At 64.4% G+C, this 15,370-nt stretch carries 12 protein-coding genes; 1 reads left to right on the top strand and 11 read right to left on the bottom strand.

Annotated features, from left to right (window positions below; all coding sequences use genetic code 11):
* The 11 genes from IC66_RS0124330 to IC66_RS0124280 all read right to left on the bottom strand — a co-directional run.
* Positions 1 to 809: PDC sensor domain-containing protein (locus IC66_RS0124330; protein ID WP_283806363.1), on the bottom strand; the 809-nt coding region annotated here is incomplete at its 3' end.
* A gap of 174 nt (positions 810 to 983) precedes the next feature.
* Positions 984 to 2,069 carry a branched-chain amino acid ABC transporter permease gene (locus IC66_RS0124325; RefSeq protein WP_038949388.1) on the bottom strand — a complete coding sequence of 362 codons (1,086 nt, stop codon included), beginning with the start codon at positions 2,067 to 2,069 and terminating at the stop codon, positions 984 to 986.
* Positions 2,066 to 3,076, bottom strand: coding sequence for a branched-chain amino acid ABC transporter permease (locus tag IC66_RS0124320; protein WP_038949386.1), 1,011 nt, complete (start codon positions 3,074 to 3,076; stop codon positions 2,066 to 2,068). Before IC66_RS0124320 ends, IC66_RS0124325 begins: the two co-directional genes overlap by 4 nt.
* Positions 3,073 to 3,795: a branched-chain amino acid ABC transporter ATP-binding protein gene (locus tag IC66_RS0124315; protein ID WP_038949385.1), complete on the bottom strand. Its 723-nt coding sequence runs from the start codon at positions 3,793 to 3,795 to the stop codon at positions 3,073 to 3,075. Before IC66_RS0124315 ends, IC66_RS0124320 begins: the two co-directional genes overlap by 4 nt.
* Positions 3,792 to 4,568 carry an ABC transporter ATP-binding protein gene (locus IC66_RS0124310; protein ID WP_038949384.1) on the bottom strand — a complete coding sequence of 259 codons (777 nt, stop codon included), beginning with the start codon at positions 4,566 to 4,568 and terminating at the stop codon, positions 3,792 to 3,794. Before IC66_RS0124310 ends, IC66_RS0124315 begins: the two co-directional genes overlap by 4 nt.
* Before the next feature lie 189 nt (positions 4,569 to 4,757).
* Positions 4,758 to 5,942 carry a substrate-binding domain-containing protein gene (locus IC66_RS0124305; protein ID WP_038949383.1) on the bottom strand — a complete coding sequence of 395 codons (1,185 nt, stop codon included), beginning with the start codon at positions 5,940 to 5,942 and terminating at the stop codon, positions 4,758 to 4,760.
* Between the two features lie 106 nt (positions 5,943 to 6,048).
* Positions 6,049 to 8,076, bottom strand: coding sequence for an acyl CoA:acetate/3-ketoacid CoA transferase (locus IC66_RS0124300; RefSeq protein ID WP_038970660.1), 2,028 nt, complete (start codon positions 8,074 to 8,076; stop codon positions 6,049 to 6,051).
* A gap of 108 nt (positions 8,077 to 8,184) precedes the next feature.
* Positions 8,185 to 9,495 carry an MFS transporter gene (locus IC66_RS0124295; protein WP_049806626.1) on the bottom strand — a complete coding sequence of 437 codons (1,311 nt, stop codon included), beginning with the start codon at positions 9,493 to 9,495 and terminating at the stop codon, positions 8,185 to 8,187.
* Positions 9,496 to 9,691: 196 nt separating this feature from the next.
* Positions 9,692 to 11,134 carry a sigma-54 interaction domain-containing protein gene (locus IC66_RS0124290; RefSeq protein WP_038949380.1) on the bottom strand — a complete coding sequence of 481 codons (1,443 nt, stop codon included), beginning with the start codon at positions 11,132 to 11,134 and terminating at the stop codon, positions 9,692 to 9,694.
* A 256-nt stretch (positions 11,135 to 11,390) separates the two neighbouring features.
* Positions 11,391 to 13,127 (bottom strand): putative bifunctional diguanylate cyclase/phosphodiesterase, encoded by a 1,737-nt coding sequence (locus tag IC66_RS0124285; protein ID WP_028139587.1) that lies wholly within the window; start codon positions 13,125 to 13,127, stop codon positions 11,391 to 11,393.
* 208 nt (positions 13,128 to 13,335) lie between these two features.
* Entirely contained in the window at positions 13,336 to 14,301 is a 966-nt protein-coding gene (locus tag IC66_RS0124280) for a sensor histidine kinase (RefSeq protein WP_038949379.1), read from the bottom strand.
* A gap of 179 nt (positions 14,302 to 14,480) precedes the next feature.
* On the opposite strand from IC66_RS0124280, the gene IC66_RS0124275 reads away from it, so the two are divergent.
* Complete coding sequence (locus tag IC66_RS0124275) at positions 14,481 to 15,320, top strand: SDR family NAD(P)-dependent oxidoreductase (protein WP_038949378.1); 840 nt, start codon at positions 14,481 to 14,483, stop codon at positions 15,318 to 15,320.
* Positions 15,321 to 15,370 lie beyond the last annotated feature (50 nt).

The raw sequence follows: 15,370 nt of genomic DNA, 5'->3' as shown, positions 1-15,370 counted from the left end.
GTCTGCTGGCCGCCATTGGCCAGCACCTTCTGCATCAGCGGCGCGTCCTTGAAGTTTCTGCCGATCAGCTCTTCGAGATGCGGATAGCGCGCCAGCATCTTGCCTTCGCGATCGAACAGCGAGATGGCCGTCCCCTCGGCCAGCGCGACAGACGCGAAATAGTGCTGGTAGCTGTCCGGATCGATCCGGCGGACCATCGCGCCGAGGAAGGTGCCGTCCGTGCCGGTCAACCGGCGGGCGACGATCGTGGTCCATTTGTTGATGATGAAGCTGCGGACGGATTCCAGCAGCACCGGTTCGGACTGCGGATTCGTCTTGAAGGTCTGAAAGTAGGCCCGTGACGAAACGTTGATCTTGGGCAGCGGGTGGGGCCGCGACCAGCTGATGAGGTCGCCATCGGCATCGTAGATGGCGATATCGCCGAGATAGGACACCGAACTGATCTTGCTGCGCAGCATCTGGTTCGCCGCGGGGCCGGACATGCGCTCGCGGAACATCGCCGGCGAGGTGATCTCCGCCAGGTTCATCTGCCCGATCAGATCGGCGGCGACGACGTCGGAATCCTCGAATTGCTGATCAAAGTGCCGGGCGATCAGTTGGACCGTGTTTTCCAGCTCGCGTTCGCGGTTCGCCAGGGTGCGCTCGCGAAATTCGCCGACGGCCATGGCCGTCACACCGAAGATGCCCGCGACCAGCAACACGCCGCACAGGGTCAGCCACAGGACAGGACCACGCCGCGCCAAGGCCTCCCAGCCGTTACTTGCGGCTCGAGACATTCCGGCTGCCACCGTGGAAAAGACTTGGCGCATTCCCCCTCCCTGGAGGAACACGAATACACCGCACAAATGGCCTAAACCTTAGGAAAGCCAGTTACCTAAGCATTAATCCAGTTGCACAATCGCGTCCGTATGCAGCGGAGCACGAAACGCGTCAGGGTTGTGCGGCAGGCGTAGCAATCGCCGCACTGCATCATTAATCGCGGCTTAATGCGAGCTGCCTGCGCTCTTGTCGCCAGCGGGATTGCGCAGCCGTCCGACCACGCCGGTCGGGAAGAAATAGACGCTGGCGATGAACAGCAGGCCGAGCCACAGCAGCCAGCGGTCGGGATGCAGCAGACCCGGCAGCAGCGGCAGGCCGGCCTCCGACGCCGCCGTGGAGGCGACGCCCATCAGCGACTGCAAATAGTTCTGGGCGAGGATGAAGATGGTGGCGCCGATAATCGCGCCGTAGATCGTGCCCATGCCGCCGATCACGACCATCAGCAGGATGTCCAGCATGATCGAGAAGCTGAGCGAAGTATCGGGACCGGCATAGCGTAGCCACAGCGCATTCAGGATGCCGGCGCTGGCAGCGACCAGCGCGGCGATGCAGTTGGCATAGGTCAGGTGGAACACCGTGCGGAAACCGAGCGCCTCGGCGCGAAAACGGTTCTCGCGGATCGCCTGCAGCACGCGCCCGAACGGCGAGTTCACGACGCGCAGCAGTGCGAGGATCATCAGCGCCGAGATGGCGAATACCAGGTAGAAGGTCAGGATCCGGCCGTTGATCTCGAAGCCGACCAGGCTCTTTGGGATCAGCACCGTGCCGGGCCGCAGCAACTCGGGCAGCTGGAAGCTGCGCCCGTCCTCGCCGCCGGTCAGCCAGGACAGCTGCGAAGCCAGCACCTGGAAGGCGGAGGCGACCGCCAGCGTGATCATGGCAAAGAAGATCGCGGCGACCCGCAGCGAAAACAGCCCGATGGCGAGCGCGAGCAGCGCCGCGAGCGGCAGTCCGACCACGATGCCGGTGGCGACCGCGGCCCAATTCGGGCCCATCCCGTACAGCGCGATGGCGATCGCGTAGCTGCCGATGCCGTAGAACATGGTGTGGGCGAACGAAACCGAGCCGGTATAGCCGAGCAGGAGGTCGTAGGAGGCGACCAGCGCGGCGAAGACGCAGATTTTGGCTGCGACGTTCAGTGCCTTGGCCCCCGGAAACAGGAACGGCGTCGCCGCCAGCGCCAGGATGATGACGACGAGAACGAGCGTGAGGATCCGGCTACGCGGCGGATCGCCTGACAGGATCATCATCGGCGGGTCACCGCATAGAGGCCGCGCGGCCGCCACATCAGAATGGCGACCATCAGCAGGATGTTGGAGACGAGGGCGAGCTTCGGCACCAGGAAGCCGCCGTAATTGGCGACCATGGCCACGAGGATCGCACCGATGAAGCAGCCACCGATCGAGCCGAGGCCGCCGATGATGACGACGATGAAGATCAGCACGGTGAGGTCGTCGCTCATGGAGGCATGGACCTGCTCGCGATAGAGCGCCCACATCACGCCGCCGAGGCCGGCCAGCGCCGATCCCGTCATGAATACGCCGAGGAACAGCCGGCGGATGCGATAGCCGAGCGCTTCCACCATCTCGCGGTTCTCGACGCCGGCGCGGATCAGGAGCCCGAGCTTGGTGCGGTTGAGCACGAGCTGGATCGCGATGAAGACGGCAAGGCCGATCAGCATCGCCAGCACGCGGTATTTGGCGATCGCGACGTCGCCGAGGATGAAGGAGCCGCGCAGCGAGGCCGGCAGCGGCATCGGGATGATCTGCGGTCCCCACAACGCATAGAGCGTCTGCTCGGCGACGATCAGGCCGCCGGTCGTCATCAGGATCTGCTTCAGGTGCTGGCCGTAGACCGGCAGGATCAGCACGCGCTCGACGACGAGGCCAAGGGCGCCCGACACCGCCATCGAGAGCAGCGCGGCCGGCGCCAGCACCGCGAGGTTCATCCAGAGCGAATCCGCCTGAATGGCGGCTGCGAACGGCGCCAGCACCAGGGTCGCGACATAGGCTCCGACGGCGATGAAGGCGCCGTGGCCGAAATTGAGCACGTCCATCAGGCCGAACACCAGGGTCAGCCCCGAGGCCATGATGAAGATCATCATGCCCATGGCAAGGCTCGCCGCGGTCAGCGTCAGCCAGGTGCTGGGCGAGCCGATCAGGGGGATCGTCACGAGGGCGAGCGCGACCGGCAAGAGGATCGGTGCGATATCGCGCTTCGGCTTCGGCAGCGGATCGGTTGCAGCAAGGTCAGTCACTGATGCGTCTCCAGGCTCAGGCCGAGCAGCCGCTCCTGCAGCGGCACGTCGGCGGCGAGCGCCGCCATCTCGCCGCGATGGACGATGGTGCCGTTGTCCATCACGAGCACGTTGTCGCCGAGCTCGCGGGCGGCAAAGAAATTCTGCTCGACCAGGAGGATCGTCGCGCCCTTGCGCTTGATCTCCTTCAGGCACTCGATCAGCGCCATCACGATGGCCGGCGCCAGCCCCTTGGTCGGCTCGTCGATCAGCAAGAGCTTGCGCGGCTCGATGATGGCGCGCGCGATCGAGAGCATCTGCTTCTGCCCGCCCGAGAGGCTCCCCGCCCGCGACAGCCAGAACCGGCGCAGCGCCGGGAAGAAACCAAAAATCCAGTCGAGCTGGGTGTCGTCGAGCGGGCCGTCGCGCGCCGCCAGCACCAGGTTTTCCTTCACGGTGAGATCGGAGAATACCGCCATGCTCTCCGGCACGTAGCCGACGCCGAGCCTTGCGATGTCCGGCGTCGCGCGGCTCTCGATGCGATCGCCGGAGAGGCTGATCTCGCCGCTGGACGCCTGCCACAGTCCCATGATGGTGCGCAGCGTCGTGGTCTTGCCGGCGCCGTTGCGCCCGAGCAGCATCGTGGTCTGCCCCTGCGGGACCGCGAGGTCGATGCCCTGGAGGATGTGATAGCGGCCGATATGGGTGTGGACGCCGGAGAGTTTCAAAAGGTCGGTCATGCCGCGCTCCCTGCAGCTGTCTTGGGCGCGACGCCGAGATAGGCTTCCTGGACGATCGGCGAGGCGATCACTTCGGCAGGCGGGCCGTCGGCGACGAGTTGCCCGTTATGCAGCACGATGATGCGGTCGGCGAGCGAACGTACCACGTCCATCTTGTGCTCGACGAGAAGAATGATCTTGCTCTTGTCCTGCTTGAGCTGCGCGATCAGGTTCAAGACGACCGGGACCTCGTCGATGCTCATGCCGGCGGTCGGCTCGTCGAACATGAAGACCTTCGGTTCCAGCGCGATCATCAGGGCGACCTCCAGCTTGCGCTGGTCGCCGTGCGACAGCGCGGTCGCAGCGACGCCGCGGCGGCTGCCGAGCGCGACCTGCTCGAGAATGGCGTCGGCGCGTGCGATCAGGTCGCGGCGCACCATCCAGGGCCGCAGCATGTCGTAATGGGTGCCGTTCGCCGCTTGCACGGCGAGGCGCACGTTCTCTTCCACGGTGAGGTTCGGAAAGAGGTTGGTGAGCTGGAAGGCGCGTCCGAGGCCCGCGCGGGTTCGCAGCGGCGCGGAGTGCTGGGTGATGTCGGTGCCGTCGAACAGGATGCTGCCGTTCGAGGCGCGCAGCTGACCCGAGATCAGATTGAAATAGGTGGTCTTGCCGGCGCCGTTCGGCCCGACGATCGCGGTGAGCTCGCCCGGACGGAACGTGCAGGTCACGCTGTTGACCGCAACATGGCCGCCGAAGCGGATGGTGAGCTCGCGTGTTTCGAGGGTAAGCGTCATTCGAATTCAATCGAGTCTGGCAATGGAAACGTGGAGATGTCCGCGATGACAGTCGGCTCCCCTCCCCCGCTTGCGGGGGAGGGCTGGGGAGAGGGTGTCTCCGCAGGCGGGAACCCCCGAGAGGACAGAGCCCTCTCCCGGCCTCTCCCGCAAGCGGGAGAGGTGAAGAAGAGGGCAGCGCGGACAAACTCAGCGCTTGTTGCGAACGGGAACGTCCATGTCCTCGATCTTCAGCTCGCGCACCGGCTCGAGCACGGCCCAGGCGACGTTCGGATCGACCTTGACCTTGAAGGCGTACATGCTCTGCAGTGCCTGATGGTCTTCTTTCCGGAACACCATCTTGCCCTTCGGCGTGTCGAACTCCAGGCCTTCCATCGCCGTGATCAGCTTCTCGCTGTCGGTCGACTTCGCCTTGGTGACGGCGGCGACGACGGACATAGCGGCGGCAAAGCCGCCCGCGGTGAAGAAGTCCGGCGGCGCGTTGAAGCGCTTCTGGTGCTCGGCGACGAGCCAGTCGTTCACCGGGTTCTTCGGGATCTCGTAGAAATAATAGGTCGCGCCTTCCATGCCGGGCAGGCCCTTATAGGCGGCGAGCGCCGGCAGGATGTTGCCGCCGGTGGAGAGCTCGATGCCGTAGCGCTTCGGGTCCATGTCCTGCAGCTTGGCCAGCGGATTGCCGGCGCCGGCCCAGATCACCCAGATGACCTTGCGGCCCGGCTTGTCCTTCAGTGCGTCGAACAGGCGCTGGCCGACTGCGGTGAAGTCGGTGGTCGAGGTCGGGGCATATTCTTCGGCAGCGAGCGTCGCGCCGGTCTTGGCGAGTGCCTCCTTGAAGGCGGCGACGCCATCGCGGCCGAACGCATAGTCCTGCGCCAGCGTTGCGACGGTGACGCCCTGCTTGCCGATCGCGACCGCATTCGAGATCGCGTCCTGCGAGGAGTTGCGCGCGGTGCGGAAGATGTAGCGATTCCACTTCTCGCCGGTAATCTGGTCCGCGACTGCGGGCTCGATGATCAGGATCTTCTTGTTCTCCTCGGCGACCGGGAGAATGGCGAGCGCCGCGGCCGACGAGGTCGTGCCGATCGCGATGTCGGCCTTGTCGTCCTGATAGGCTTCGGCGAGCGCGGCCTTCGAGAGATCCGGCTTGCCCTGGTCGTCCTTGGTGATGATGACGATCTTGCGACCGTCGAGGGTCATCGTGCCCTTGGTGGCGTATTCAAAGCCCATTTTCAGGCCGGTCTCGGTCTGCTTGGCGTAGGCCTCGAGCGGACCGGTCTTGCCGTAGATCAGCGCGACCTTGAGATCGTCGGCCTGTGCGGAGGTGCCCGCAGCGAGTGCGAGAATGGTTGTTGTTATGATGAGTGATCGACGCACGATGGTCCCTCCTGATTTAAAGTTTCTCGGTAACAGCGATTTGCACAACGCTACGAACATTGCAATTGAACCTTCCGGCCGAGCGCATCGGCCTTGCGAGCATGCATCATTTTTGGGCCCGCCGCGCATCGCCGGCTCCCTCGGCCCGACGCCGATCCGACTGCGCCTCATCAGCGCTTTCGAAAATGTGGGGCGCGACGCCGCGCCTCTCCAGGGCTTCGCCGAGCTTGATGCGCAGGAAGCCCGACGTGGTGTAGCGTGACACGCCGGAATAGAAGCGATCGACGAGGCTGCGCACCATCGCGGAATATTCGTCCATCAGCTCCGGCAGGATGGAAAAATTGTCATAATTGACGATGGCGTAGACCCGGCGGCCGAGCGGCGCCAAACGGCTCTCGACGATCTCGGCGATGGCGTCGATCTCGGCCTTGCTGCGCAGCGGATAGCGCTCCAGATTGACGAAGAACAGGTTCTGCTGCTCGTCCAGCGTGAAGCGCTGGTCGAGCGGGATGGTGAGCAGGCGCTCGCGCAATTCCATCAGACCCTCGCGGAAGATGCGGTCGTCCATCAGTGCGGGCTCGCGCGGGATCAGCGGCTTGAAATCCATCAGGCGCAAAATGTCGCGCTCGATGTCGATGCCGGGTGCGACTTCGGTGAGCTCGAGTCCGTCCGGCCTGAGCTCGAACACGCAGCGTTCGGTGACATACAGCGTGCGTTGCTTGCGCGCGGCCGCGAACGGGCCGCTGAAGGTGACGTGCTCGACGCGGTCGACGAATTTGCGTGATTTCGCCTCGTCGAGAATGACGAGCTTGCCGTCGTTCACCGCGATGCGTTGCTTGCCCGCGCCGAAGGTGCCGACGAAGATGACCTCCTTGGCGTTCTGGCTGATGTTGATGAAGCCACCGGCGCCTGCGAGCTTCGGCCCGAACTTGCTGACATTGAGGTTGCCGGCGCGATCGACCTGGGCGAGCCCGAGGAAGGCGGCGTCCAAGCCGCCGCCGTCGTAGAAGTCGAACTGATAAGGCTGGTCGATCACCGCCTGCGTGTTGATCGCGGCGCCGAAATCGATGCCGCTCGCGGGAATGCCGCCGATCACGCCCGGCTCCGCCGTCAGCGTGATGAGGTCGATGATTCGCTCTTCGTTGGCGACCGAGGCAATCCCCTCGGGCATGCCGATGCCGAGATTGACGACGCTGTTGGCCTTCAGCTCGAGGGCGGCCCGCCGGGCGATGATCTTGCGCTCGCTGACCGGCATCACCGGCAGCGATGCGGCGCGGACGCGGATCTCGCTGGAGAAGGCCGGATTGTATTGCGTGCCAAAGGTCTGCCAGTGATTCTCCGGCTTCGCCACGACGACACAGTCGACGAGGATGCCGGGAATCTTGACTTGGCGCGGATTGAGACTGCCGGCCTCGGCGACGCGTTCGACCTGGGCAATGACGATGCCGCCGGAATTATGCGCTGCCATGGCGATGGCGAGCGCTTCCAGCGTCAGCGCCTCCTTCTCCATGGTGAGGTTGCCGTCGGGATCGCCTGTCGTGGCGCGGATGATCCCGACGTTGATCGGGAACGTCTTGTAAAGCAGGCACTCTTCGCCGCGTAGCGTGATCAGCTCCACCATGTCCTCGGTGGTACGCGCGTTCAGCTTGCCGCCGCCCTGCCGGGGGTCGACGAAGGTGCCCATGCCGACGCGGGTGACGTGGCCGGGCCGGTGCGCGGCGATGTCGCGGAACAGGTGTGTGATGACGCCCTGCGGCAAATTATAGGCCTCGATCTGACCCGCGATCGCGAGCTGCTGCAATTTTGGCGCAAGCCCCCAATGTCCGCCGATCACGCGCCGGACCAGGCCTTCATGCGCGAAATGGTTGAGGCCGCGATTCTTGCCGTCGCCCTGGCCCGCCGCATAGACCAGCGTCAGATTGCGCGGCTTGCCCTGCGTATAGGGGGCATCGCCCTCGTGGGAGAGATAGAGCTCCTCCAGCGCGATCGCGATCTCCTCGGCAAAGCCGATGCCGACGAAGCCGCCGGTCGCGACCGTGTCGCCGTCACGGATCAGCATGACCGCTTCGGCCGCGGTGACGACCTTGCCCTTCTCGGAATTGCGTAGGTAAGGCAGAGCTGGGTGATGGCTCACGGCGTTCCTCCCGATCCCTTCGACCGTATGCCGTTGTTGCTTGATCCTATCGCGAGGAGCGACCCTGGAACAGGCCGCTCCTCGCGATGGACGAGGTGATCAGGACATTCAGCCCTGAACTATCTTGCGTGTTTCGGTGGCGAAATAGACCGACACGATGGTGATCAGCGCCAGCGCGATCATGTAGAGCGAGATCGGCCAGGTCGCCGGCGCATAGGCCGTCATCAATCCCGTCGCGATCAGCGGCGACAGTGCGCCGGCGAAGATCGAGGCCAGATTGTAGCCGAGCGAGACGCCGCTATAACGCACCTTGGTGCCGAACAGCTCCGACAGGAAGCTCGCCTGCGGGCCGTACATCGCGGCATGCCCGATCGCGAGGCCGAGCACGATCGCGATCCAGGCATATTGCGGGTTCCTGGTCGCCAGCAGCGTGAACAGCGGGAACGACATCAGCGCCGAGAACACCGCGCCGAAAATGTAGATCGGCCGCCGCCCGAGCCGGTCGGAGAGCGCACCGAAGGCCGGGATGGTGAAGGTCTCGATCGCCGCGCCGATCAGCACGCCGTTGAGCATGTCCTGCTTGTTCATGCCGAGCGACTGCGTGGCATAGGCGAGCACGAAGGTCGCGTAGATGTAGAAGAAGCCGTTCTCGGCGAAGCGCGCGCCCATCGCGAGCAGGATGTTCTTGGGATACATCCTGATCGCCTCGAGGATCGGCATCTTCACTTCCTGCTTGGTGTCCTTGACCTTCTGGAACTCGGGGGATTCCGCGATGGTGAAGCGGATCCACAGGCCGACCAGCACCAGCGCGATCGAGAACAGGAACGGGATGCGCCAGCCCCAGGCAAGCAGCTGGGCGTCGGTCAGCATCGCCGATACCACCGAGAACACCAGCGTGCCGAGCACGAGGCCGAGCGGCGCCCCTAACTGCGGCCAGCTGCCGTAAAAGCCCTTCTTGTCCGCGGGCGCGTGCTCGACCGCCATCAGCACCGCGCCGCCCCATTCGCCGCCGAGGCCAAAGCCCTGGATCAGGCGGCAGGTGACGAGCAGGACCGCGGCCCAGATGCCGGCGGTCTCGTAGGTCGGCAGGAATCCGATCGCGGCGGTCGCCACGCCCATGATCAGCAGCGTCAGATAGAGCATGGTCTTGCGGCCGATCTTGTCGCCGTAGTGCCCGAACACGACGCCGCCGAGCGGGCGCGCGATGAAGCCGAGCGCATAGGTCGCGAACGCCAGCAGCGTCCCCATCATGGGATCGAAGGTCGGAAAGAACAGCTTGTTGAAGATCAGCGCCGCGGCGGTGCCGTAGAGGAAGAAGTCGTACCACTCGATGGCCGTGCCGATCAGGCTCGCGGTGGCGACCGTGACGTGCGAGGGCTGTCTCGCCTGAAGCTGATGGACCGAGATCGCTTCACTCATCTTGCGTCCTCCCTGGTTGCAAATGCGCATGTGCAGCATGCGTCATTGTGCAAAGCGAAGAGCAAGGTCCGCGCCAGATGCGGAAGGTTTGCGCAAATTGGCTGAAATCACGGCAAATCTCGCCGTTGCTGGCGGAACCAGCGGCGCAGCGCCGTGTCCGGAATCCGAGACTCCGGACACGTTCGTGTCTCGAAACTCAGACGGAGGCCGACCCTGCGGCGAGGCCGAACTTGGCGAGCTTCTTGTAGAAGGTTGCGCGCGAGATTCGCAGCATTTTGGCGGCCTCGGAGATCTGGCCGTTGCTGGCGGCGAGCGCCCGTTCGAGCGTGTGCTTCTCGAACTCGGCCTCGGCTTCGGCATAGGGCACCACCGCTCCGGCCGGGCGCTCGGATGCTGCGGGCCTGACGTCGGTGCCGACGGGAAGAATGCGGGCGACATCTTCGCCGGTCAGCCGGCCGGAATCGCTCAGGATCAGCGCCCGCTCCAGGATGTTGCGGAGCTCGCGGACGTTGCCCGGCCAGTCATAGCGCGCCAGCGCGTAAAACGCGCTCGGCGTGATCTTTGCCTTGACGTAATCGCCGGAGGCGCTGATGTCCTCGAGCAGCCGGGCGCAGATGTCGGGGAGATCATCCAGGCATTGCCGCAGCGGCGGCAGGTCGATCGAGAGCACGTTCAGCCGGTAATAGAGATCGGGCCGGAACGCGCCGTCGCTGACGCGCTTGCGCAAATCGACATTGGTCGCGGCGACCACGCGCACGTCGACCTTGGAGATCTTGTCCGAGCCGAGCGGCTCGATCTCGCGCTCCTGTAGCACGCGCAACAGCTTGGCCTGCAATTGCAGCGGCATCTCGCCGATCTCGTCGAGGAACAGCGTGCCGCCGTCGGCGATGCGGAATTTTCCTTCGCGTCCCCTGCGGTCGGCGCCGGTATAGGCGCCGGGCGCCGTGCCGAAGAACTCCGACTCGATCAGCGTGTCGGGAATCGCGGCGACATTGACGCTGACGAACGGCTTCTCCGCACGCGAGGAGGCATTGTGAATCGCCTGCGCCAGCATCTCCTTGCCCGTTCCGGTCTCGCCGGTGAGCAGTACGGTGACGCTCTGCCGCGCCGCGCGGCTTGCAAGCTGCTTGGCCTGCGCGATTCCAGGCGTGGTGCCGACGTAGTCGGCGAAAGTGAAGCGCGCCGCGCGGGCGTTGGACAATTGCCGCCGCGCCAGCCGCAGATCGCTCTCGAGCTGGGCGACGCGGGCGAGCAGAGGTTTCAGGCTTTCGAGATGGTCGTAGAGCACGAAGCCGATCGCGCCGATCACCGTGCCGTTCTCGTCCTCGATCGGCATGCGCGTGACGACGAGCTGCTCTCCGCCGAGCTCCATGATGTCGAGCAGGATCGGCTCGCCGGTCTCGGCCACCTTGCGCATCAGGCTGTTGGGGATGACCTCCTCGATCGGCCGGCCGATTGCCTCACTGGTCCGTTTGAGACCGAGCGCCGCGAGATATTTTTCATTGACGTAGACGACGCGTCCGCCGCGGTCGATCGCGATCGCGCCCTCGCAGAGCTTCTCCAGCCGCTCGAACAGCGTTTCCATCGCGCGCGCACGGAGATAGGCGGGATCGCTGATCGAGGCGGAAGAGGCGGACATGACATATCCCGGGGGAAGTCTGCCTGTGTATTAGCAAAAGGGCAGCAATTTCAAAGGGGGAATTGGATTGTGCCCCATACTCCGCTGTCGTCCCGGACAAGCGAAGCGCCGATCCGGGACCCATAGCCACAGGGAGATGTGATAACGGGGGACTCGGAGTGACCGTCTTAGCGCCAAACCACACCATGTGGTTATGGGTCCCGGGTTCGCTTCGCGCCCCGGGACGACAGCGGTATGTGTTGCAGCGCTCGCGCCCCTACCTTCGATACCCGCTCGCCCGCGAATAGCCCTGGCGGTTCTGCTGGTGCGGGCGGTTTGCCACGCTGGCGCGCGACTCGCTGGACACGGGCGTTGCCAGCTTCAACTCCTCCAAAAAGATCGGGCGCGAGAAATAATAGCCCTGCGCGTAGCGGATCTTGGTCGCGGCCTGCAGATAAGCGAGCTCCTCGTAGGATTCGAGGCCTTCGGCGATCACGGTCATGCCGAGCGCTTCGCTCAAGGATTCGATCGCGCGCAGGATGCCCTGGCTGCGCGGGCGCTTATGGATGTCGGTGATGAAGGAGCGGTCGATCTTGATCTCGTCGGCGGTGATGTCGGCCAGCGCCGAGAGCGAGGAATAGCCGGTGCCGAAATCGTCGATCGAGATGCCGACGCCGAGCTTGCGGAACATCGGCAGGATCTCGTCCTGGAAATGATTCTTGGCGACGAAGGCGTCTTCGGTCACCTCGATCATGAAGCGCTGCGGAAAGCCGGTGTCGTCGAGCGCCCGCGCGAAGCTGCGCATGAATTCGGGGTTGCCGGCCTGCTTGGCCGCGACGTTGATGCTGATGGTCGCTTCCGCGCCGAACGTCTCGTTGATCAGGTCGATCGATTTGACGATTTCGGCGAGCACGAGATGGGTCAATTCGTCGATCAGCCCGAGCTCGCTGGCAAGATTGATGAACGATCCCGGCGCCTGGATCACGCCTTCGTCGTCGCGCAAGCGCACCAGGGCCTCGATGCCCTTCACAGCCTGGGTGCGGATGTCGACCTTGGACTGGAAGGCGCAGCAGAAACGCTTTTCCAGGATGGCGAGCCGCAGCGACTGTTCGATCTTCATCCGCGCCAGCGCCTCGCGCTCCATGCTGGAATCGAAGAAGGCTGCCAATCCCTTGCCGTCGTTCTTGATGCGGTACATCGCGATGTCGGCATTCTGGCGCAGCGTCTCGAAGCTGCGGCCGTGATCGGGATAGAGGCTGATGCCGACCGAGGTGGAGGCGAAGAGTTCCGAATGGTCGATGAAGAACGGCGCCGTCAGCCGCTCCAGCGTCGACTGCATGAATTCGGCGACTTCCTCCTGGCTCTGGATCGGGGAGAGCAGTAGCAGGAATTCGTCGCCGGAGATGCGCGACAGCATGTCGGAATCGCGCAAGTCGCGCCCGAGCCGCTTCGACAGCTCGACCAGCAGCGCATCGCCGACGGCGTGGCCGTAATAGTCGTTGATGTGCTTGAAATTGTCGACGTCGAGGAAGGCCAGCGCGAAACGCTCGCCGCCGCCATTCTCCGCCAGCAGATTGTTGGCGTGATGTTCGATCACGCGCCGCGAGGGCAATCCCGTCAGCTCGTCGAAATAGGCCGAGCGGAACAGCTGGTCCTCGAAATTCTTCTGCTCGGTAATGTCGGAGGACGCCGAGATCAGCAGCTCGCGTCCGGCGAGGCGAACGGGACGATGGGTCGTGAGCAGCACCTGGCGCGCAGCGCCGCCGTGAAGCGCCTCCTCGGTGACGACAGCCTGGCCGGCGCTCAGCGCCTGGCGGCAGGCTTCGCGGCGCGGCGCAAGATCGGGTGAGGGACGGCTGCCGTCCATGCCGAGCTGCGCGGCCGCGGCATCGTTAACCAGCAGAAGCTCGCCATGCGCATCCTGCACGGTCAGGCCGGCCGGCAGCATTCTAACGATTTCCTTGAGAAAACCGAGCTCGGCTTCAGTCGCGCCGGAATATTGGTTGTCGTTCATAGAAGTCATGAATCTTGTTGTTTCAGCGCGCCTGCAATGCACGCAATCATGCGCAGTTCCCTCTTAAGTTTGGTTAAGGGGTACGGAGAAATACGGGGGTGTTTTGCGACGTTGCGACGCGCGCCGACGATCGTCATTAACAGAGGGTCAACGGCCCATGCGAAACTGCGGGCGGGTGCGCGGGCCAGCTTTCGCCTGACGCGCGATGCTATTCGCTTCGGGGGATGCGGCACTGCATGATGCAATGCAGCCCGGTCTTCAAGTAAGAGATCTCGGTCCTGCCATCGAAGGACGACAGTGCCGATTTCAGCAGCTTGGTGCCGAAGCCGGGCTCGGAGACCTTGTCCACGCTCGGACCCTCTGTCTCGTCCCAGGTGATGATCAGGCGGTCGTCGTTGACGGTCCATGACACCTGCAGCAGACCGCGCGGCGCGGAGAACGCGCCGTACTTGCCCGCATTGGTGGCCAGCTCGTGAAACATCAATGAGAGCGTGACCGCGAGCTTCGGCGGCAGGAACAGGCGGTCGCCATTGAGGGTGAAGCGGACATGGCCGTAGGGGCCGAGCTCCGAGATCAGGAGGTCGCGGATGTCACAGCCCGCCTTGTCGATCCGCGAGATCAGATCGTCGGTCGCGGCCAGCGAGCGCAACCGAGGATCGACCCGGGCCCAGACCTGCGGGTGGTCGTGCAGCACCTGGTGCAGCACGGCGTGCACCGTCGACAGCTTGTTCTTCAGCCGGTGCTGGAGCTCGTCGACCAGCAGCTTGCGATAATCTTCTTCCTCGATCAGGCGCTTGGAGATCCGGCGCTGCTCCGCCAGCATGGTGCGATAGTGCTCGACGCCCCAGATGGTGAGCGCACAGACCGCCCAATAGAGTGCCAGCAGGGCAAATCGCGCCCGATCGGCAAAGGCATCGCCGAAATTCACCACGACGCCGAGCATGCCGCCGACCAGCGCTGTCACGATTCCGATCCGGAAGCCCCCGAACGCGGCGGCGAAGAACACGGCCGGGAAGTAGGGAGTGAAGTAGACGTCGGGCCGCACATGCGCGAGGGCCCAGCGCGTCAGCGTGGCAATCAGCAGGCAGGCCACCGCAAACGCAATGCTCAGACCGAGCGATGGCGGCGCCGCACCCTGCCAACCCCTACGGAATTCGTCGATCAACTTCCCCATGCGCAGCCCAGTTGCGATATGCGTTCGAAAATCGAGCGACCTGTGAAGATGTTACGCATCCCGTCCGCACAAGCATAGCTTGCCTTGTCGGAGGCAGGCAGGGATAGTGGCGTCCGCGGCGATGGCAGCGGCCGATGTTCGCCATTTGGCGTCAAATCGTTCGAAAACAGGAACATTCCATGGGCAGGCTGGACGGCAAGGTTGCGGTGATTACGGGGGCGACGAGCGGGATCGGATTGCGCACTGCGGAAGTCTTCGTTGCCGAAGGTGCCAAAATTGTGATCGCGGGGCGGCGTCTACCGGAGGGCGAAGCCCTGGCCAAGCAGCTCGGCGCCAACTGCATCTTCCGCCAGACCGACGTGACGCTCGAAGACCAGATGCAGGCGCTGATCGCGCTCGCCGCGGACAAGTTCGGCCGGATCGACTGCCTGTTCAACAATGCCGGCGGCCCGGCGCAGACCGGCGGCATCGAAGGCCTCGAGGTCGAGCGCTTCGATGCGGCGATGGCGACGCTGGTGCGCAGCGTCATGCTCGGCATGAAGCACGCCGCGCCCCACATGAAGAGGCAGGGGAGCGGCAGCATCATCAACAATGGCAGCATCGCCGGCCTCCTCGCCGGGTTCTCGTCCTCGATGGTCTATAGCGCGGCCAAGGCGGCGGTGATCCATCTCACCAAATGCGTGGCGATGGAGCTCGGCGAGTCCAACGTGCGCGTCAACGCGATCTCGCCGGGCGCGATCGCGACCGGCATTTTCGGCAAGGCGCTCGGACTCTCGACCGATGCTGCGGAGAAGACGCCGGCGGTGATGCGCGAGGTCTACAAGACCGCCCAGCCGATCCCGCGCGCGGGCCTTCCCGATGACATCGCCCAGGCCGCGGTGTTCCTGGCCAGCGACGAATCCAGCTTCATCAACGGGCACGATCTCGTCGTCGACGGCGCCATGACCGGCGGCCGCAACTGGAGCCAGCAGCAGCAGGGCTATGTGGCCTTGCGCAAGGCGTTCGATCAGGGGGCGTAGTCGCTCCGGGCGACGGTGCCGTAGCAACCATTAAAGCACGCCCGATTTCC

The sequence above is a fragment of the Bradyrhizobium genomosp. III genome (genome assembly GCF_000261705.1).
GTDB classification, from domain to species: Bacteria; Pseudomonadota; Alphaproteobacteria; order Rhizobiales; family Xanthobacteraceae; genus Bradyrhizobium; species Bradyrhizobium ottawaense.
The sequence above is the reverse complement of the archived record's forward strand: the minus strand, read 5'-3'. Positions and strand labels throughout refer to the sequence as shown.